Source organism: Micromonospora sp. NPDC007220 (assembly GCF_040634035.1).
Classification (GTDB): domain Bacteria; phylum Actinomycetota; class Actinomycetes; order Mycobacteriales; family Micromonosporaceae; genus Micromonospora; species Micromonospora reichwaldensis.
Window position 1 is genome coordinate 269,421 of the sequence record NZ_JBEYEU010000002.1, and the last position, 19,598, is coordinate 289,018.

A 19,598-nucleotide genomic window follows, 5' to 3' on the forward strand; every position below is an offset into this window, starting at 1 on the left:
GGGAACCCTGCGCCGCCCGCCCGGCGTACGGATGTCGGGCCGCCCCGCGCCCGGCCGACTACGCTGGCGGGGGTTCGTCCCACGGGACATCAGCGGCGAGGGGAGACGCGGCATGGCGTGGAGTTGGCGGTACGAGGGCGCGAACGGTGAGTCGGTCGAGGGGCCGGCGGAGTCGTTCAGCAGCCAGGCGGACGCCGAGTCCTGGATCGGTCAGGCCTGGCGGGAGCTCGCGGCGTCCGGCGTCACCTCGGTCACGCTCGTGGAGGACGACCGGGTGGACTACCGCATGAGCCTGCTGCCTCCGGCGGAGTGATGGCCGGCGACCGCCCGGGGGGCGAGCCGTTGGTGCTCGGCGTGCCCCGGGCGGCGTTCCGGCCCAGCCCCGTCTTCCTCGCCCTGGTCGCGCTCTTCGTGACCAGCGGGGTGCTCACCTGGAACGGGTTCGGCAACGTCCGGCTCGACGTGTTCCTCTTCGTCGTGTCCGGCTGGCTGGTCTCGCTCTGCCTGCACGAGTACGCCCACGCTGTCGTCGCCTACCGGGCCGGCGACCGCAGCGTCGCCCACCGGGGCTACCTGACGCTCAACCCGCTGAAGTACAGCCACCCGCTGCTGTCGATCGGGCTGCCCGTGGTGGTCGTGCTGCTCGGCGGCATCGGCCTGCCCGGCGGGGCGGTGTGGGTGGACCGGCACGCCATCCCGGGACGGCTGCGGCACACCCTGGTCAGCCTGGCGGGCCCGGCCACCAACGTGCTGTTCACGCTGTTGCTGGTGCTCGCCGTACGCCTCGGGGCGGCCGGCGGCGGGCCGGTCGAGTTCTGGGCGGCCGTGGCGCTGCTGGCGTTCCTCCAGCTCACCGCGAGCGTGCTCAACCTGCTCCCGGTGCCCGGCCTGGACGGCGGCAACATGATCCAGCCGTGGCTGAACCCGCAGTGGCGCAGGATGTACGACCTGTTCGCCCCGTTCGGCTTCATCCTGCTGTTCGCGCTGCTGTGGAACCCGCGGATCGGCGGCTGGTTCTTCGACGCGGTCTTCGCCGTCGGCGACTTCCTCGGCCTGCCCCCGTGGCTCTACGCCCTCGGCCTGGACCTGATCCGCTTCTGGCAGGGCTGACCCGCGCCCCCGCCGGCACGGTCCGGCCCGGGCGGCCCGTGGTGCGGGCCGGCCCGGGCCGGGACGCGTCACGGGCGCTCGGCGGGAGACTCCGTGCGGGCCGGGTCGCGCTCGACGATCGGGTCGACGATCTCGTCGATCGCCTTGAGCAGCTCGGCGTCGAGCTTCACGCCGGCCGCCTTGACGTTGTCGTGCACCTGCTCCGGGCGGGAGGCGCCGACGATCGCCGAGGAGACGTTCGGGTTCTGCAACACCCAGGCGACGGCGAGCTGCGCCATGCTCAGTCCGGCCTGCTCGGCCAGCGGCTTGAGTCGCTGCACCCGGTTCAGGACCTCGTCGGTCATGAACCGGGAGATGAAGCCCGCGCCCGACTTCTCGTCGGTGGCCCGGGAGCCGGCCGGCGGCGGCTGGCCCGGCAGGTACTTGCCCGAGAGCACGCCCTGCGCGATCGGCGACCAGACGATCTGCCCGATGCCCAGCTCCTCGCTGGTGGGAACGACCTCGGACTCGATGACCCGCCAGAGCATCGAGTACTGCGGCTGGTTGGAGACCAGCGGGATGTGCAGCTCACGGGCGAGCTGGTGGGCCGCGCGGATCTCCGACGCCTTCCACTCGGAGACGCCGATGTAGAGCGCCTTGCCGGAGTGCACGACGTCGGCGAACGCCTCCATCGTCTCCTCCAGCGGCGTGCTGTGGTCGTACCGGTGGGCCTGGTAGAGGTCCACGTAGTCGGTGCGCAGCCGGCGCAGCGAGCCGTTGATCGACTCCATGATGTGCTTGCGGGACAGGCCCCGGTCGTTGCGGCCCGGCCCCGTGGGCCAGTACACCTTGGTGAAGATCTCCAGCCCCTCGCGCCGCTCGCCCTCCAGCGCGCGGCCCAGCACGTCCTCGGCGCGGGTGCCCGCGTACACGTCGGCCGTGTCGAAGGTGGTGATGCCGGCGTCCAGGGCGGCCCGGACGCAGGCGAACGCCGCGTCCTCCTCGACCTGCGAGCCGTGGGTGATCCAGTTGCCGTACGAGATCTCGCTGACCATCAGGCCGGAACGGCCCAGGTGACGGAATTCCATGAGTCGACCCTAGCCCGTTCCGATCATGCCCACCCCTCGTGGCGGGCCTCCCTGTCGCTCAGAGCACGGGGCTGGTGTCGACGAGCAGCCGCTCGATCTCGGCGACGACCTCGTCGCGGTCGCGGTGCACCGGCTCGATGAGCAGCTCGCCCCGCCGGTCGAGCGCGCCCCAGCGGCCCGTGCCGTCGCCGACCAGGAACGCGACCGGGTGGACGACCAGCGCCGGATAGCTGGGCGCCACCAGCACCTTCCCGGCCCGGTTCACCACGCCGCGCCGGCCGGCCACCTCCACCACGGCCAGCCCCTCCTCGGTGAAGCCGTCGACGTACCGGCCGTCGGCCAGGACGGTGGCGAACCCGTGGTGCCGGGTGGGCACCACGATCCGGCCGTTGCGGTCGACCGCGCCCCAGCCGTCGCGGCGGACCACGGCCACGCCGCGTTGGAACGGGCGTACGTCCGCGAAGCCGTGCGGCACGACCACCTCGCCGGTGGCGTCGATCGCCACCCAGCCGGCGTCGCCGCCGTCGGACACCCAGGCCAGCCCGTCGGAGAACGAGCGGACCACCGGGTACGACGGTTCGAGCACCGTGGCGCCGGTACGGTCGATGAGCGACCACCGCTCGGTCTCGGGGCGCCGCACCCAGGCCAGCCCGTCGCGGAACGGCTGCGCCTCCGCGTACCCGGCCGCGATGACCAGGTCGCCGTCCGGGTCGGAGAAACCCCACAGGTCGCCGTCGCGGGCCGGCATCGGGGGCCGGTCACGCTCCAACACCTCCTCGCGGCTGCGCGGGTACGGCCCGAAGCCCGTCTCCGCGACCCGCTCCGCCACCGCGTCCAGGCTCAGCCGGATCCGGGCCTGCAACTCGGGGTCCTCGGTGCCACGCAGGTCCAGGGCCCGCTCGAAGTGGTGACAGGCCTCCATCAGCCGACCCTGGTCGTAGCAGGACCGCCCGGCGTGCTCGTGCAGCACCGCGCGCAGCCGCTGTGGCAACTCCGTGGAGTTCGCCTCGGCGAAGAGCCGGTCGGCCTCGACGAACTCGCCGCGCCAGCGCAACACGTGCGCCAGCCGAGCCTGAGCCACCGCCGTACGCCGCAACTCCCCGGTGGCCTCGGCGTAGGTGAGCGCGAGCCGACCGTCCGCCAGGGCATCGTCCAGTTCGCCGAGAATCCGGGACACCACCGCCCGCAGACTGAGCAGCCGGGCGCGCGACTTGTTGTCCACGGCCGCGCCCAGCTTCTCGGTCAGCCGCCGCCGGATCGTCCGGAACTCGTCCGGCTCCTCCACGACCTCCCGCAGGGTGGCCGGATCGAGCCGCCACCGGTAGCTCGCCAGCACCTGCTCCGGATCGCCCTGCGCCGCGCTCTGGTGCCCGGCGTCCCGCGACCCGACGGGCATCCCGGCGGCCCGCGGTCCGCTGCTGCCCACTCCGGCGTCCCGTGGTCCGTCGGCCCGTGGTCCGGCCGTGTTTGGTCCGGTGGTCTGTGGCTCGGTGGCGCTCGGTTGGGTGGTCCGTGGTTCGGTGGCGCTCGGTTGGGTGGTCCGTGGTTCGGTGGCGCTCGGTTGGGTGGTCCGTGGTTCGGTGGTGCCCGGTTCGGTGGTCCGTGGTTCGGCGGCGCTGGCTCCGACGGCGTGGGGTTCGGTGGTGTTCGTTGCGGCGATGGCTGGCTCGGCGGTGCGGGACGCGGAGGTCCGTTCCGCGCTCGTCGATGGCACCTGCCCGCCGGGCGGCGTGGCGGCGGGCGGGGTGGCGATGGGGGGCGTGGCGGCGGGCGGCGTGGCGGCAGGCGGCGCGGACACCGGCTGCGCCGACGGCTCGGAGGGGGGCGGTACCGGCGAGGCGTCCGTGGGCGGTGCCGAGGCCGTCGGCGGCGCGGAAACGGGCCGGGCCGGCACGAGGTCTGCGGCGGGTGCGGAGACAGGTTGCGGTGCCTGCGACAACGCGCCAGGGACGATGGGCGGGGGCGGCGCCGACGCGGCGGGCGGAGCGGAGACAGGCTCGCCCGGCGGGGCCGACACCGCGTCGGCGTGTGGCGCGGCAGTGGCGGACGCGTCCCGCGCAGGCACGTACGCATCCGACGCGACGGGCGGCCCGGAAACAGGCGGTACCGGCGGCGCGGCGATGGGCTGGGCCGGCGGAGCGGAGACAGGACGCGGGGCCGGTGGCGCGGAGACCTGCTCGGCCGCTGGCGAGTCGATGAGCCGGGCCGGCGACGGGAAGACCTGCTGGGCCGCTGGCGCGTCGATGGGCTGGGCCGGTGGCGCGGAAACCTGCTGGGCCGGTGGCGCGGAGACAGGGCGCGGGGCCGGTGCGGCCGGGACCGACTCGTTCGTCTCGGCCGTCGGCCCGACGACAGAACCGGCCCGGGACACCTCCGCCGGCTCGGCCGGAGGGCCGGCGACGGGGGAGACCGGCAGTGTGGACACCGATGTCGCAGCGCCGACGGGCGGAGCGGACACGGGACGCGGATCGGCCGCGGTGGGTGGAACACCACGGGTGTCAAAAGCCTTCGGTGACAACCATGGTGTTCCACCGGTGGGCGCAGCCGGTTCGTTCGGCACCCGCTCGACCGGTTCGAGCGTGGGAGTGGTGGCGTGCCGGTCCATGCGCGGGGCCGCTGTGTCCGCCGCGTTCGGGTAGGGCGGCGACGCTGCTTCGTACTGTGCCGCTGTCTTCGGGGCGGTGCCATTCGCCGTGACGGCATCGGGCCCGGCCGGCTGTGCCTGGGCTGCTGCCGCCGTCGGTGCTTCCGGCATCGGCCGTACGACCGGCGCCGCAACCTGCGGGCCGGACGGTGGTGCCGACACGGGCCGGGTAGGAGTTGCGAAGACCGGGCGTGGCGTGGGCGACGCGGAGTTGGCCTGCCCGGGAGGCGCGGAGACGGGCGCTGCGGAGTTGCTCTGCGCCAGCGGCGTGGACGGTGCGGTGACGGGCGACGTGGACGGTGCAGGCACGGGTGGTGCGGGCGCGGGCGGTGCGGGGATGGGCGGTGCGGACGGTGCGGGGATGGGCGGTGCGGGCGCGGGCGGCGCGGGCGCTGCGGTGACTGGCTGCTCCGGCGGGACGGCGACCGGCGGCAGGTCCGCCAGCGTCGGTTCCTGGACGGTCGGCGGCGCCGGGACGGCAGGCGCAGGGGACGTCGGGGCAGGCGTTGGGGCCGGGGCGGCGGGCGGAGCGGACACCGGGTCGGGTGCGGAAGGCGCCGGCACAGCGGGCGAAACGTGTACCGGCTCGGCAAGGGTGGGCGCGGGCGGTGCCAGCCCAGCGGGCGGACCAGACGCCTGCTCGGAAAGGGAGGACGCGGGCGGTGCCGGCGCTGTGGCCGGTACGACCCGTGGGCCGGACACCGTTGGGATGGCCGGCGGGACCGGGGCCGATTCCGCCGGGGCGACCTCGGTCGGCGGTTCGGGGTGGTCGTGAGACGGTGACGTGGATCTCGCCGACGACGAGGTGGCAGGTTCGGGCGAGGCGGCACCGCCGTCGGGCGGATTCGGTACCGACCCGTCGAGGCCACGGTTCGGCACGGCGTCTACGCCCGGCGTGCGGTGGGGAGTCGACACGCCGCTTGCAGCCGCCGTGCCGTTTGCAGCCGCCGTATCCCTCGGGGCCGCCGTGCCGTTTGCAGCCGTCGTACCACTCGGGTCCGGCGCCTGGCTGGGTGCCGCCGCGCCACTCGATGCGGCCGCGCCGCTCTGCGCCGCCGTGCCACTCGTAGTCGCCGTGCCGCTCTGCGCCGGCGTGCCACTCGTAGTCGCCGTGCCGCCCAGGGGCGGCGTGGTGGTCGGGGGAGGCGTGGTGGTCGGGGGAGAGACAGCCTGGCCGGCGGGCCGAGACCCGTCCGGCGTGACCGGGGCAGGTGCCGCGGGCCGGGACGGTCGGAACCAGGCGTCCGGTCCGCTCGAGGTGGGCGCCTGGGGAGGCGGCGGGGCGGCCGGTGTGGGCGGGTCGCTCGGCGGTGGCGGGACGTACCGCCTGGGCCTGTCGGGCGCGATGGGCGCCTGCGGTGCCGGGACGTCCTGCCTGGCCGTGCCTGCGGCTGCCGGGGCTTCCGGCGAGCGGTGCGGTGCGCTCGGACGGGTGGCGGACGGCTGCCCCGACGGCGTGGGGGCCGGGGGCTGGGCCACGGACCGGGCTTCGCCGTGCCCGGTGCCCGGGTGCGGCGTCGGTGCGTCCGGCCGGGCCGGTCCTGGGTGTGCCGGGGCCGGACCGGGGACCGTGCTGGCGGTCGACTGGCGGGCCGGACCGGCCGCGTCGGCGGTCGTCTCCGGGGTCGGACCGGGCACCGCGCTGGCTGTCGCCTGCCGGGTCGCGTCGGCGGTCGTCTCCGGGGCCGGACCGGACACCCTGCTGGCGGTCGCCTCCGGTGCCGGCAGGAACTCCAGGCGCAGTCGGGCGGCGGGAGGCGCCGAGATCGGCGTGGCGTCGTCCTCCGGGGCCGGGCGGGGCGTGTGGCCGGTGGCCGGACCCGCTGGCGGCACCGGCCGCCCGACCACCTGGTCCACCGGGCCCGCCGGCGATACCGGGCGGCCGACGGTTGGGCCCGCCGGCGATACCGGTTGGCGGACGTCCGGGCCTGCCGGCGATACCGGGTGGCGGACGTCCGGGCCTGCCGGCGATACCGGTTGGCGGACGTCCGGGCCTGCCGGCGACACCGGGTGGCGGACATCCGGGCCCGCCGGCGATACCGGGCGGTTGACGCTCGGGCCTGCCGGCGAGACCGGGGCCGAGGCGGGATCCGCCGGCGAGACCGGGGCCGGGGCGGGACCCGCTGGCGACGTCCGGCCGGACAGGGGCCCGGCGGGTGAGACCGGGCCGGCAGGCGAGACAGGCCCGGACAGGGGGCCGGCGGGCGACACCGGCCGACCGTGGACCGGTGCGGTCGGGTCGGGCCGGTCGGAGCGTGGCAGGTCGCGGGCCGGCGCGGGGGAGACGGGGCGGCCCGGCGGCGGAACGTCCCCGGCCGGGGCCCGGAAGGCCGCCGGCCCGGGGGCCGGCGCCCCGGACGTCGTCGGGGCACCGTAGGTGGGGGATTGCGGCCGTTGGTCGTACCCGGGCGGGAGCGGCGGGGTCGCGGCGTCCTGGGGGCGGTCGGCCGGTCGCCGGTGCTCGGGGCGGGGTTCGGCGCGCCGCGCCGCGTCCCGGTCGGAGCCGGGCCGCAGGGGGCCGGGTGGTGGCCAGGGCAGGCCGCCGTCCTGCCGCGGGTGTCCCCGGTACGCCTCGGCCTCCCGAGGGGCGTCGGGCCGGGCGACCCCGCGCGGCCCCCGCTCCGGGTACGTCTCGGCGCGCGCCGCCTCGTGCGCCCGCCATCGCTCGTCCGGCTCCTGCTGCCGCCGCTGGCTGTCCGGAGGCGCCTGCTGGCCGGCGGGAGCCCGGTCGGGGCGTGGCCACCCGTCGGCGGGTACGCCGGCCTCGCGGCCCCGCCCGCCGGGGCCGCGGTCCCACTGCGAGTCGGCCGAGCGCTCCGGCTGCGGGGCAGCCGAACGCCCCCATTGCCCATCGAAAGGACGCTCCCGCTGCCCATCGGAAGGACGCTCCCGCTGCCCATCGGAAGGACGCTCCCGCTGCCCATCGAAAGGACGCTCACGCTGGCCGTCGGAAAGACGGTCATGCTGGCCGTCGGAAGGACGCTCCCGCTGGCCGTCGACCGGACGCTCCCGCTGGCCGTCGACCGGACGCTCCCGCTGGCCGTCGGAGGGGCGGGGCTCCGGGGCCGGGGCCGCCCACTGGTAGCGGCGCCCGTCAGCGTCCGCCTGGCGGTCGTGGACGGTCTCCGCTCGGCGGTCGTGGCCGGACGCGGCGGGACGGTCGTGAACGCGCCCGGGGCGGTGGTCGTGGCCGGGGTCCGGCCGGCGGTCGTAGCTGGCGTCCGGGCGCTCGTACGCCGCGGGGCGGCGGGGCGGCGCGTCCTCGTCGGGCTCCGGGAGCCAGCCCGGATCGGGCCGGCCGGCGGGGGAGACGGGACGGTCCCGCCCGGCCGGCTCGTACCGGGGGGTGCGGCTGTCGTAGCGGTCGGGACCGGCGTGGTCGCGCTGCCGGGGGGAGTCGACGGGCCGGCCGGGGGCGTCGAACTGACCCCGGTCGTTGCGGTGTGGCGGCTCCTGTCGGGGCGGCCACTGCCGGTCGTCCGGCCGGCGCGGCTCGGCGGGCGGGCGGCGGTACGACTCGTCGCCGTACCGACGCGCGTCGGGGCCGTCCGGCTGGCCGTGCCACGCGTCCTGCCGACCGGGCCGCCCGTCGGGCAGGTCGTCCCACGACCGGCCGATGTAGGTCCCGTCCGGCCGGGTGGGTGCGAGCGGGGGCACCTCGGCCCGGCCCACGGCGGAGCGGCCCCGAGGCGCGGCCGGCGCGTGTTCGACGCCGATGTCGCCCGCGTAGCGCTGGCCGGGGAACTGCGGATGCCACTCGGTGGTGGGCTCGATCATCCAGGCCGGTTCGGCGGAGTCGTGCCAGTGGTCGTAGTAGCGGCTCATCCGGTTGCCCTGTCGCCACGGAGGGTAGGCGGAACGCCCGGTGCCAGCCGCCGGGGAGCGGGCGCGCCCGGGTGCCCGGCTGGCGTCCGTCCGCTCACGGCGGCGCCCCGGTGGCCGGCCCGCGTCCGCTCGCTCACGGCGATGTCACCTCGTTGGAAATTGTCGCGCTGGGCGCTCCACGTGCCGGTAGAGTCGCCCCTCCGGTACGGCGTGGCTGCGGAAGGAGGGTAGCGGCGTGGGCTCGCTCACCGCCACTGTGGCACCGCCCACCACCCCAAACGTTATCCTATGGTTCCGGACATTTAAGGCTATAACCGGATCAGGCTTCCGACGTTACGCCACGTACCGGCAGGCATCGGTGGCGGGCGTCGTGACCAACACGGTCTTCGGCTTCCTGCGGTGCTACGTCCTGCTCGCGGCGGTCGGCGCGGCCGGCACGGTGGCCGGGTACGACCGGAGGCAGCTCGCCACCTTCGTCTGGGTGGGCCAGGGCCTGCTGGCGGTCGTCCTGCTCTGGGGCTGGACCGAGCTGGCCGACCGGATCCGCACCGGCGACGTCGCCAGCGACCTGCTGCGGCCGGTGCACCCCGTGACCAGCCATCTCGCCGCCGACCTGGGCCGCGCCGGCCACGCCGCCCTGGTCCGGTTCCTGCCGCCGGTGCTGGTCGGGCCGCTCTTCTTCGAGGTCCACGTGCCCCGCCGCTGGGCCACCCTGCCGATCTTCGCGTTCTCCGCCGTCGTCGCCGTGGTCCTCTGCTTCGGCTGCCGGTTCCTGGTCAACGCGACCGCGTACTGGTTGCAGGACGTCCGGGGGCCGGTGATCCTCTGGACCCTCGCGTCGGGCGTGCTCGCCGGGCTCTACTTCCCGCTGCGCTTCCTGCCGGAGTGGCTCCAGCTCGTGCTGTGGCTGGGCACCCCCTTCCCGAGCCTGCTCCAGACCCCACTCGACGTGCTGGTCGAGCGGGATCCGACCGGCACGCAGGTCGGGCTGGTCGGCCTCCAGCTCGCCTGGGCGGTGCTGATCCTGGCCGCCTGCCGGCTGGTGCAGCGGCGCGCGGAACGCCGCCTGGTGGTGCAGGGTGGCTGAGGCGTCGGGCGGGGCGCTGGCCGCGTACCGGGCGCTGCTCGGCGCGCAGGCACGCGCGCAGACGGCGTACCGGACCTCGTTCGTCATCGACGTGGTCGGCAACGTCGGGTCCACCGTCTTCGACGTGCTGACCGTGCTGGTGATCTTCGGGGTCACCCGGGAGCTGGGCGGCTTCACGCTGCGCGAGACGCTGGTGGTCGTCGGCCTCTCGACGTGCGCGTTCGCCGTCGCCGACCTGCTGGTGGGCAACATCGAGCGGCTGCCCCGGTACGTGCGCACCGGGCTCTTCGACGCCGTGCTGGTCCGCCCGCTCGGCGCCCTGCCCCAGCTGCTGCTGATGGACCTGCCGCTGCGCAAGGTGTCCCGGGCGGTCTTCGGGATCGCCGTGCTGGTCGTCGCGGTCGGCTCCGCCGGCGTCGAGTGGACCCCGGCGCGGGCGCTGCTGGTGGTCCTCGCCCCGCTGGCCGGGGTGGTCTTCTTCGGGTCGGTCTTCGTGGCCACCGCCACCGTCTCGTTCTGGTGGGTCGACTCGGGTGAGCTGGCCAACTCGGTCACCTACGGCGGGCGGGACTTCGCCTCGTACCCGGTCACCGTCTTCGAGGGCTGGTTCCGCGCGGTGTTCGCGTACGGCCTGGGCTTCGCCTTCGTCAGCTACCACCCGGCGCTGGCGCTGCTCGGCCGCGCCGACCCGCTCGGCCTGCCGGCGTGGGTGGGCTTCACCGCGCCGGCCGTCGCGCTGGTCGCGGCCGCCGGGGCGGCGGCGGCCTGGCGCACCGGGGTCCGCCACTACCGGAGTACGGGGTCGTGAGCGACGACGTGATCGTGGTCGACGGGCTGCGCAAGGAGTTCACCGTCCGGGTGCGCACCGGCCGGCTGCGGCGGGAGAAGCGGCGGGTCACCGCCGTGGACGGGATCGACCTGCGGGTGGCCCGGGGCGAGATGCTCGGCTACATCGGGCCCAACGGCGCCGGCAAGTCGACGACGCTCAAGATGTTCACGGGCGTGCTGACGCCTTCCGCCGGCGAGGTACGCGTGTGCGGCCTGCGCCCGGTGGCCGAGCGGACCCGGCTCGCGCTGCGCGTCGGCGTGGTCTTCGGCCAGCGCTCGCAGCTCTGGTGGGACCTGCCGCTGGGCGACTCGTTCGCGCTGCTGCGGCACGTCTACCGGGTGCCGGCCGCCGCGCACGCCGCCCGGCTGCGCCGCTGCCGGAGCCTGCTCGACCTGGATCCGTTCCTGGACACCCCGGTAAGGCAGCTCTCCCTCGGGCAGCGCATGCGCGGCGAGCTGACCGCCGCGCTGCTGCACGGCCCGGAGGTGCTCTTCCTCGACGAGCCCACCATCGGCCTCGACGTGGTCAGCAAGCAGGCGGTCCGCGGCTTCCTCGGCGAGCTGGGCCGCACCGGGGACACGACGCTGGTGCTCACCACGCACGACCTGGCCGACATCGAGCGGCTCTGCCGGCGCCTGGTGGTGGTCGACCACGGGCGGGTGGTGCACGACGGGTCGATCGCCGCGCTGCACGAGCGGTACGGGTCGCGCCGGCTGCTCGTCGCCGACCTGGACGCACCGCTGGCCGAGCCGCCGGTGCTGCCCGGCGCGCCGCTGCAACGGCAGGAGGCCGACGGGCACCGGCTGGTCTTCGCGTTGGAGTCGGCGGGGGTGGCCGAGGTGGTGGCGGCCCTGGCCGGGCTGGGCGCGCTGCGGGACGTCTCGATCGTCGAGCCGGACATCGAGGACGTGGTGGCCAGGCTCTACCGGAGCCGCTGACGCCCCCGCAGGGCCAGTGACGGCGACGGCCCCGTACCGCGCTGCGGTAGGGGCCGTCGGTGCGGCAGGCTCAGACCGGGTCGCCGATGTTTACCCGGGGCGCGGGGGCGCGCATCCGGCGGAACGTGATCGACCGCATGATGGCGTAGAGGTAGAGCGAGCCCATCCGCTGCCCGGTGTTCGGGAAACGCTCCCCGACCAGCTTGCGGATCTTGCGCGAGATCAGGAGCGAGTCGACCACCACACCCAGGGCGAGCGCGCCCCAGAGGATGTTGGAGACCAGGCGGACGACCGGCGGCATCGCGGCGTTCGAGCCGATCAGCACGATCAGCGCCCCACCGAAGAACCAGGTGCCGACCGTACGCCGGGAGTCGACCACGTTGCGGGCCAGCAGCCGCTCCGGGCCGCGGTCGCGGGGACCGCCCTCACGACGGAACTCCTCCGCCGCCTCGGCGCGCAGCTGGCGCTTGCGCTCCCGCTGCTCCTCCTTGGTCAACGGCTTGGTGGCCGCGGCCGGCCGACGGCCGGCGGTGGGCCGCTTCGGGGTGGCCTTGCCCAGCTCCTTCTTGCTCGGGGTGTAGCCCCGGGGCTGGGCAAGCGTGGACTCCTCGTCGGGGGTCACCGGGGTGACGGCCTCGTCGACGAGGTCGGAGGACTTGCGGCGAAACAGCGAGGGCACGCGGAAAGGGTAGCCAAACGACGGCGCCCGGTGCACATCGCGGTGCACCGGGCGCGTACGGGAGTGGTCGACGTTACGGGCGCTCGACGTGCGCGCCCAGGTCGGCCAGCTTCGCCTCGAAGTCCTCGTAGCCCCGGTTGATCAGGTCCACGCCGTAGACCCGGGAGGTGCCCTCGGCGGCCAGCGCGGCGATCAGGTGGCTGAAACCGGCCCGCAGGTCGGGGATGACCAGGTCGGCGGCGTGCAGCTTGCTCGGCCCCGCGATCACCGCCGAGTGCTTGAAGTTGCGCCGGCCGAAGCGGCACGGCGTGCCGCCCAGGCAGTCCCGGTAGACCTGGATGTTGGCGCCCATCGAGTTGAGCGCCTCGGTGTAGCCCAGCCGCTGCTCGTAGACCGTCTCGTGGACGATGGACAGGCCCCGGGCCTGGGTGAGCGCCACCACCAGCGGCTGCTGCCAGTCGGTCATGAAGCCCGGGTGCACGTCGGTCTCCAGCGCCACGGCGTGCAGCTCGCCGCCAGGGTGCCAGAACCGGATCCCGCCCTCCTGGCCCGGGTCGCCCAGCTTCGGCGGCCGGGCGTCGGTGACCTCGTACTCGCCGCCGACGGAGCGGAAGATGTTCAGGAAGGTCATCATGTCGGCCTGCTGCGCGCCGAGCACCTCGACGTGGCCGCGGGTGGCCAGCGCCGCTGCCGCCCAGCTCGCCGCCTCGATCCGGTCCGGGATCGGCCGGTGCGTGTAGCCGTGCAGCTTCGGCACACCCTGGATCTCGATGACCCGGTCGGTGTGCACCTTGATGATCGCGCCCATCTTCTGCAGGATGCAGATCAGGTCGATGATCTCCGGCTCCACCGCGGCGTTGCGCAGCTCGGTGACGCCCTCGGCCATCACGGCCGTCAGCAGCACCTGCTCGGTCGCACCGACGCTCGGGTACGGCAGGGCGAACTTGGTGCCGTGCAGCCCGTTCGGCGCCGACAGGTGCAGCCCCTCGGGGGTCTTCTCGACCGTCGCACCGAACTCCCGCAGCGCCTGAAGGTGGAAGTCGATCGGGCGCGGCCCGATGTGGCAGCCCCCCAGGTCGGGGATGAAGGCGTGGCCGAGGCGGTGCAGCAGCGGCCCGCAGAAGAGGATCGGGATCCGGCTGGAGCCCGCGTGCACGTTGATCTGGTCCGTGCTGGCGCTCTCCACGTTCGCCGGGTCGAAGACGAGCTCGCCGTCCTCCCCGCCGTCGGTGACCTTGACCCCGTGCAGGCCGAGCAGGCCCCGGACCACCTCGACGTCGCGGATCTTCGGTACGTCGTACAGCCGGCTCGGGCTGTCACCCAGCAGGGCGGCGACCATTGCCTTCGAGACCAGGTTCTTCGCGCCGCGCACGCGGATCCGCCCTTCGAGCGGGGTACCTCCGTGTACGACCAGGACGTCGTCGGTCAACGCAACCTCCAGCGCGTCGGTGCTGCCGTGTTGATGGTGGGGCACACGATTGTCATCGCTACCCGGAATGCGGCCATGTCGAAACGGCCCGCGTGAGTCGTCGCACCGGCAGCATAGCCCTCGGTGACGATCATGGACCCGGTCACATCGTCCCTGAGGGTACTTATCGGTGATCGGACCCTTTTCCGTGCCAATACGGCTACGGAGGGTGATCAGCCCGCTGCGGGCGGCGGGGTGTCGGCCGCGGGCAGGGCCAGCATCTTCTCCAGCGCCACCCGGGCGTGGTGCGCGGTGTCCGGGTCGACGGTGATCTGGTTGACCAGCCGGCCGGCCACCAGCTCCTCCAGCGCCCAGACCAGGTGGGGCAGGTCGATCCGGTTCATGGTCGAGCAGTAGCAGACGGCCTTGTCCAGGAACATGACCTGCTTGTCCGGGTGGGCCAGCGCGAGCCGGCGGACCAGGTTCAGCTCGGTGCCGACCGCCCAGGCCGAGCCGGCCGGGGCCGCCTCGATGGCCTTGATGATGTATTCCGTCGAACCGACGAAGTCGGCGGCGGTGACCACCTCGTGCCGGCACTCCGGGTGGACCAGCACGTTCACCCCCGGCACCCGCTCCCGCACGTCGTCGACGCTGTCCAGCGTGAAGCGGCCGTGCACCGAGCAGTGCCCGCGCCACAGGATCATCCGCGCGTCACGCAGCTGCTGCGGGGTGAGCCCGCCGTTGGGCTTGTGCGGGTCGTAGAGGACACAGTCGTCCAGCGAGAAGCCCATCTCCAGCACCGCCGTGTTGCGACCCAGGTGCTGGTCGGGGAAGAAGAAGACCTTCGACCCCTGCTCGTACGCCCACTCCAGCGCCCGCTTCGCGTTCGACGAGGTGCAGACCACGCCGCCGTTGCGGCCGACGAAGCCCTTGATGTCCGCCGAGGAGTTCATGTACGTCACCGGGACGGTCTCCGCCGCGATGCCCAGTTCGGTGAGCACGTCCCAGGCGGTCTCGACCTGCGACAGCACCGCCATGTCCGCCATCGAGCAGCCGGCGGCCAGGTCGGGCAGGATGACCTTCTGCGCGTCCGAGGTGAGGATGTCGGCGCTCTCGGCCATGAAGTGCACGCCGCAGAAGACGATGTACTCCGCGTCGGGCCGGGCCGCCGCCTCGCGGGCCAGCTTGAACGAGTCACCGGTCACGTCGGCGAACTGGATCACCTCGTCGCGCTGGTAGTGGTGCCCCAGCACGAAGACCTTGCTGCCCAGCGCCGCCTTCGCCGCCGTCGCCCGGGCCACCAGGTCCGGGTCGCTGGGCGCCGGCAGGTCACCCGGACACTCGACGCCGCGCTCCGTGGCGGGGTCGCTGCCCCGGCCGAGCAGCAGCAGTGCCGTCGCGGTGTTGGAGGGTTCCACCCAGGTCGAAGTCACGTGCCCCATGGTCCCACAGTGCGGCCTCGGCGCAGCCTCCAGCGGTGTGTGCTGCCACACTGCTCGACATGCGCGTGCTGCTCTGTCCGGACAAGTTCGCCGGCACCCTGCCGGCCCCGCAGGTCGCCGATGCCGTGGCCACCGGCTGGCGGGAGGTCGCCCCCGGCGACGACCTGCTCGTGCGGCCCCTGTCGGACGGTGGGCCGGGCTTCATCGACGTGCTCTCCGACGCCCTCGGCGGACGCCGGATTCCGGTGCCGACCGTCGACCCGCTGGGCCGCCCGACGACCGGTGAGATCCTGCTCACCGACGGCGGTGCGACCGCCTGGCTGGAGAGCGCCCAGGCGTGCGGGCTGCACCTGCTCGACGCGGCCGAGCGGGACCCGAAGACCACCTCCTCGTACGGGCTGGGGGTGCTGGTGGCCGCCGCCCTGGAGGCCGGGGCCCGGACGGTCGTGATCGGGCTGGGCGGCTCCGGCACCAACGACGGCGGCGCGGGCATGCTCACCGCGCTCGGCGTGACCCCGCTGGACGCCACCGGCCAGGCACTGCCGTACGGCGGGGGCGCGCTCGGCGCGGCGGACGCCCTCGACGGCGCGCCCCGGCTGCGCGACGCCCGCCTGGTGGCCGCCACCGACGTGGACAACCCGCTGCTCGGGCTGCACGGGGCCAGCAACGTGTTCGGCCCGCAGAAGGGCGCCGACCGGGCCGACGTGCTGCTGCTCGACGCCGCGCTGGAGCGTTTCGCCGCCGTGCTGGAGCGGGACCTGCCCGGCTGCCCCGAACGGCTGGGCGCGCTGCCCGGCGGCGGCGCGGCCGGCGGGCTGGGCGCGGCCGTCCTGGCGCTGGGCGGGCACTGCGAGTCGGGCATCGGCCTGGTCACCCGGGCGATCGGGCTGGACGTCACCCTCGACGAGGTCGACCTGGTGATCACCGGGGAGGGCTCGTTCGACCACCAGTCGCTGCGCGGCAAGGTGGTTGCCGGGGTGGCCGGCGCCGCCCGGGACCGGGGCGTGCCCTGCGTGGTGGTCGCGGGCCGGGTGAGCACCGGGCGGCGGGAGGCCGGGGCGGCCGGGGTGACCGACGCGTACAGCCTGGTGGAGCACTTCGGGGGCGAGGAACGCGGCGGGCTGGCCGCCGCGATGGAGCGCCCGGCCGAGGGGCTGCGGGCGCTCGGCACCCGGCTCGCCCGGCAGTGGAGCCGCTGACCACGGCCGGTGCGGAGGCGCTCCGGGCGGCGGCCCTGGTCACGCCGGACGGGTGGGGCCGGCCGTGGCGGCGTACCATCGGATCTGGACCACACCGGGAATGGCTGGGCGACAGGAGATGTTGGCCAGTGCGTCCGGACCCAACCGCGCAGGGAGATTTCACGTGACCACGCCAGCGCAGACCGAGTCGACCGAGGCCAAGGCCCCCACGTCCGTCGTCCTCACCGACGTCGCGGCGCAGAAGGTCAAGGCCCTGATCGAGCAGGAGGGCCGCGACGACCTGCGGCTCCGGGTCGCCGTGCAGCCGGGTGGCTGCTCCGGCCTGCGGTACCAGCTCTTCTTCGACGAGCGGTCGCTCGACGGTGACGTCGTCACCGACTTCGACGGTGTCGAGGTCGTCGTCGACCGGATGAGCGCCCCCTACCTGGCCGGCGCCACCATCGACTTCGCCGACCGGATCGACGCCCAGGGCTTCACCATCGACAACCCCAACGCGGGCAACTCCTGCGCCTGCGGTGACTCGTTCAGCTGAGCCAGACCTCCGCTGACCACGGCGGGGCCGTCCTCCGGGGCGGCCCCGCCGTCGTCTTCCGGTCGGAAACGAGCCGTCGGGAAGATGACCCGGGGCCGACCGACCGGTCATCCTGAGGGGGCCGGGCCGGTAGGCTGACCGGCGCCCTGCTCCCGACCCCGAGGGTTGACATGAAGATCGCCGTGACCGGCTCGATCGCCACCGACCATCTGATGAGCTTCCCCGGTCGCTTCGCCGACCAGTTCATCGCCGACCAGTTGCACAAGGTCTCGCTCTCCTTCCTGGTGGACGACCTGGTGCTGCGGCGTGGTGGGGTGGCGGCCAACATCGCCTTCGGCATGGGGCAGCTCGGCCTGCGCCCGGTCCTGGTCGGCGCGGTCGGCGCGGACTTCGCCGACTACCGCTCCTGGCTGGAGCGGCACGGCGTCGACTGCGACTCGGTGCACATCAGCGAGGTGGCGCACACCGCCCGGTTCGTCTGCACCACGGACACCGACATGTGCCAGATCGCCTCGTTCTACGCCGGGGCGATGAGCGAGGCGCGCAACATCGAGCTGGCGCCGGTGGCCCGCCGCCTCGACGGGCTGGACCTGGTCCTGGTCGGCGCGAACGACCCGGAGGCGATGCTGCGGCACTCCGCCGAGTGCCGGGAGCGCGGCTACCGGTTCGCCGCCGACCCGTCCCAGCAGCTCGCCCGCATGGACGGCGAGGACGTCGTCGGGCTGATCGAGGGCGCCGAGTACCTGATGACCAACGACTACGAGAAGTCGCTGCTGCAGAGCAAGGCCGGGCTGACCGACGCGCAGCTGCTCGACCGGGTCAAGGTGCGGGTCACGACGCTGGGCAAGGACGGGGTGGAGATCGCCGGGCGGGACTTCGACCCGATCCACGTGCCGATCGCGCGGGAGACCCAGGCGGTCGACCCGACCGGCGTCGGCGACGGGTTCCGGGCCGGCTTCTTCACCGCCCTCTCGTGGGGGCTCGGGCTGGAGCGGGCTGCCCAGGTCGGCTCCCTGCTCGCCACGCTGGTGCTGGAGACCGTCGGCACCCAGGAGTACGAGGTCCGCCGCGACCTGTTCGTCAAGCGCCTGGCCGAGTCGTACGGCGACGTCGCCGCCGAGGACGTCCGCCCGCACCTCGTGCCGTGACGTGACACCGGCGCTGGTCGCGTCGCCGGGCCGCCGGGAGTGGTGAGGAACACCCCCGGCGGCCCGCCGGCATCGGCGGGAACGGCGGCGTGGTGCGGGTCGGGCCCCCACGCCACCCGGGTCAGTGGCGGCGGCGGACGTCGAAGGCGGGGCCGTCCGGGCCGGTGACCGTGCCGAGGAACTCGTGGCCGCGCATCCGGCACCAGGCCGGGATGTCCACCGCCGCGGCCGGGTCGTCGGCGAGCACCCGCACCACCGTGCCGACGGGCAGCTCGGGCAACCGCCGGGCCGCCGCGATCACCGGCAGCGGGCAGCGCTGACCGCGGCAGTCGAGGATCTCCGCCGGCGCCGTCACAGCCCCACCACCCCGGCTTCGGCGCGCAGTCGCGCCACGACGCCGGGCAGTTCGGTGAGGAACCTCTCGACGTCGGCCTCCGTCGTCTCCCGGTGCAGCGAGACCCGGACGTTGCCGTGCGAGAGCACCCCCATCGCCTCCAGCACGTGCGACGGCCGCAGCGTCGACGACGTGCACGAGGAGCCCGAGGAGACGGCGAACCCGCGCCGGTCGAGCGCGTGCAGCAGGGCCTCGCCGTCGACGTAGAGGCAGGAGAAGGTCACCAGGTGCGGCAGGCGGTGGTCGGGGTCACCCACCACTTCCACGTCGGGCACCTCGGCCGCCACCCGGTCCCGGATCCGGGCCACCAGCGGCGCCAGCCGGGCCGCCTCGGCCGCCGCGTCGGCCGCCGCCGCGCGCAGGCTCGCCGCCGCCGCCACCACCGCCGGCAGGTTGAGCGTGCCCGGCGTACGCCCGGCCTCCCGCTCGTCGGCCGGCCAGGGCGACTCCCAGCGGGTGCCCTTGCGCACGACCAGCAACCCCACCCCGGGCGGCCCGCCCCACTTGTGCGCGCTGGCGGTCAGCACCGACCAGCCCGCCGGCACCGGGGCCCGGCCCACCACCTGGGCGGCGTCCACGTACAGCGGCACCCCGGCCTCGGCGCACTCCCGCGCGGCCCCGGCCACCGGCTGGAGCGTGCCGACCTCGTGGCTGGCGGCGATCAGCGCGGCCAGCGCCACCCCCGGCGCCCGGACCGCCGCCGCCCAGCGGTCCAGGTCGAGCCGGCCGAGCCGGTCCACCGGTACGGACGTGGCCGTGCCGCCCGCCGCGACGTGCTTCTCGGCGGCGTGCAGCACCGCCGAGTGCTCGATCGCGGAGTGCACCAGGCCGGCGCCCACCCGACGCCGGCCGGTCAGGCCCCCCAGCACGGCGGAGTGCGCGGCCGTCGTACCGCTGGGGGTGAAGGACAGCTCGTCGGCGCGGACGCCGAGCGTCTGCGCGCAGGCCTCGCGGGCGGCGTCGAGGAGTTGACGGGCGCGGCGGGCCTGCGTGTAGAGCCGGCCGGGGTCGGCCCAGCCGTCGTCGAGGGCGGCCAGCAGCGCCTGTCGGGCGACCGGATGCAGCGGCGCGGCGGTGGCCGCGTCCAGGTAGACCGGGGATGCGCTCACGCGAGCCAACGTATCGCGCCGGTATGCCCAAGATCCCCCCGATGGGGGCCGACAGCGACCCCAACACGGTCCAGCCCGTCATGGTCGAGTAATCTGCGACCGTCGGTGACGCCTTTGCCGCTGGTGCTGTCGCTCCGCAGGCGGAGGGCAGGGACAAGACACCGCGGCGCGCTAGGGAGGCAGGACC

The 19,598-nt window shown here is 74.8% G+C and carries 16 protein-coding genes; 9 read left to right on the plus strand and 7 right to left on the minus strand.

Translation table 11 applies throughout. From position 1 onward, the window contains the following. Positions 1–112 precede the first annotated feature (112 nt). Positions 113–313: a hypothetical protein gene (locus tag ABZ573_RS07365; RefSeq protein ID WP_151456671.1), complete on the plus strand. Its 201-nt coding sequence runs from the start codon at positions 113–115 to the stop codon at positions 311–313. Further along, a complete protein-coding gene (locus ABZ573_RS07370) occupies positions 313–1,110 on the plus strand; it encodes a site-2 protease family protein (RefSeq protein WP_327029178.1) in 798 nt (265 codons plus the stop codon). Before ABZ573_RS07365 ends, ABZ573_RS07370 begins: the two co-directional genes overlap by 1 nt. Positions 1,111–1,178: 68 nt before the next feature. Here ABZ573_RS07370 and ABZ573_RS07375 read toward each other — a convergent pair whose 3' ends face one another. Together ABZ573_RS07375 and ABZ573_RS07380 are read right to left on the minus strand one after the other, a co-directional pair. Continuing rightward, complete coding sequence (locus tag ABZ573_RS07375) at positions 1,179–2,177, minus strand: aldo/keto reductase family protein (protein ID WP_151456673.1); 999 nt, start codon at positions 2,175–2,177, stop codon at positions 1,179–1,181. Positions 2,178–2,235: 58 nt separating this feature from the next. After that, complete coding sequence (locus tag ABZ573_RS07380) at positions 2,236–3,603, minus strand: WG repeat-containing protein (RefSeq protein WP_225852423.1); 1,368 nt, start codon at positions 3,601–3,603, stop codon at positions 2,236–2,238. Between the two features lie 37 nt (positions 3,604–3,640). On the opposite strand from ABZ573_RS07380, the gene ABZ573_RS07385 reads away from it, so the two are divergent. The 4 genes from ABZ573_RS07385 (at position 3,641) to ABZ573_RS07400 (ending at position 11,500) form a co-directional block, all read left to right on the plus strand. After that, positions 3,641–4,816 carry a hypothetical protein gene (locus ABZ573_RS07385; RefSeq protein ID WP_358116505.1) on the plus strand — a complete coding sequence of 392 codons (1,176 nt, stop codon included), beginning with the start codon at positions 3,641–3,643 and terminating at the stop codon, positions 4,814–4,816. Between the two features lie 4,065 nt (positions 4,817–8,881). Further along, positions 8,882–9,733 carry an ABC-2 family transporter protein gene (locus ABZ573_RS07390; RefSeq protein WP_358116508.1) on the plus strand — a complete coding sequence of 284 codons (852 nt, stop codon included), beginning with the start codon at positions 8,882–8,884 and terminating at the stop codon, positions 9,731–9,733. Further along, positions 9,726–10,541: an ABC-2 family transporter protein gene (locus ABZ573_RS07395; protein ID WP_327029175.1), complete on the plus strand. Its 816-nt coding sequence runs from the start codon at positions 9,726–9,728 to the stop codon at positions 10,539–10,541. Before ABZ573_RS07390 ends, ABZ573_RS07395 begins: the two co-directional genes overlap by 8 nt. Beyond that, positions 10,538–11,500 carry an ATP-binding cassette domain-containing protein gene (locus ABZ573_RS07400; RefSeq protein WP_358116511.1) on the plus strand — a complete coding sequence of 321 codons (963 nt, stop codon included), beginning with the start codon at positions 10,538–10,540 and terminating at the stop codon, positions 11,498–11,500. Before ABZ573_RS07395 ends, ABZ573_RS07400 begins: the two co-directional genes overlap by 4 nt. 70 nt (positions 11,501–11,570) lie before the next feature. Here ABZ573_RS07400 and ABZ573_RS07405 read toward each other — a convergent pair whose 3' ends face one another. From ABZ573_RS07405 to nadA, 3 genes are all read right to left on the minus strand, one after another. Next, positions 11,571–12,179 carry a DUF3043 domain-containing protein gene (locus ABZ573_RS07405; RefSeq protein ID WP_151456662.1) on the minus strand — a complete coding sequence of 203 codons (609 nt, stop codon included), beginning with the start codon at positions 12,177–12,179 and terminating at the stop codon, positions 11,571–11,573. A gap of 73 nt (positions 12,180–12,252) precedes the next feature. Then, a complete protein-coding gene (gene murA / locus ABZ573_RS07410) occupies positions 12,253–13,608 on the minus strand; it encodes a UDP-N-acetylglucosamine 1-carboxyvinyltransferase (RefSeq protein WP_151456661.1) in 1,356 nt (451 codons plus the stop codon). A gap of 212 nt (positions 13,609–13,820) precedes the next feature. Beyond that, on the minus strand, positions 13,821–15,020 hold the full coding sequence (gene nadA / locus ABZ573_RS07415; protein WP_358116514.1) for a quinolinate synthase NadA: 1,200 nt from the start codon (positions 15,018–15,020) through the stop codon (positions 13,821–13,823). Between the two features lie 68 nt (positions 15,021–15,088). Here nadA and ABZ573_RS07420 point away from each other — a divergent pair, with 68 nt between their 5' ends. The 3 genes from ABZ573_RS07420 to ABZ573_RS07430 all read left to right on the plus strand — a co-directional run bounded on the left by ABZ573_RS07420 (position 15,089) and on the right by ABZ573_RS07430 (position 17,908). Further along, the gene (locus ABZ573_RS07420) at positions 15,089–16,228 is read left to right on the plus strand and encodes a glycerate kinase (RefSeq protein WP_151456664.1); all 1,140 of its coding nucleotides are present in this window, start codon (positions 15,089–15,091) and stop codon (positions 16,226–16,228) included. Positions 16,229–16,391: 163 nt separating this feature from the next. Beyond that, a complete protein-coding gene (gene erpA / locus ABZ573_RS07425; protein WP_091104634.1) occupies positions 16,392–16,760 on the plus strand; it encodes an iron-sulfur cluster insertion protein ErpA in 369 nt (122 codons plus the stop codon). A 170-nt stretch (positions 16,761–16,930) separates the two neighbouring features. After that, positions 16,931–17,908, plus strand: a complete 978-nt coding sequence (locus ABZ573_RS07430; protein ID WP_151456659.1) for a carbohydrate kinase family protein — start codon at positions 16,931–16,933, stop codon at positions 17,906–17,908. A gap of 121 nt (positions 17,909–18,029) precedes the next feature. Here the strand turns inward: ABZ573_RS07430 and ABZ573_RS07435 are convergent, their stop codons facing one another. Continuing rightward, the gene (locus ABZ573_RS07435; RefSeq protein ID WP_151456658.1) at positions 18,030–18,263 is read right to left on the minus strand and encodes a sulfurtransferase TusA family protein; all 234 of its coding nucleotides are present in this window, start codon (positions 18,261–18,263) and stop codon (positions 18,030–18,032) included. Further along, positions 18,260–19,411: an aminotransferase class V-fold PLP-dependent enzyme gene (locus tag ABZ573_RS07440; protein ID WP_358116519.1), complete on the minus strand. Its 1,152-nt coding sequence runs from the start codon at positions 19,409–19,411 to the stop codon at positions 18,260–18,262. Before ABZ573_RS07440 ends, ABZ573_RS07435 begins: the two co-directional genes overlap by 4 nt. Positions 19,412–19,598: the final 187 nt, after the last annotated feature.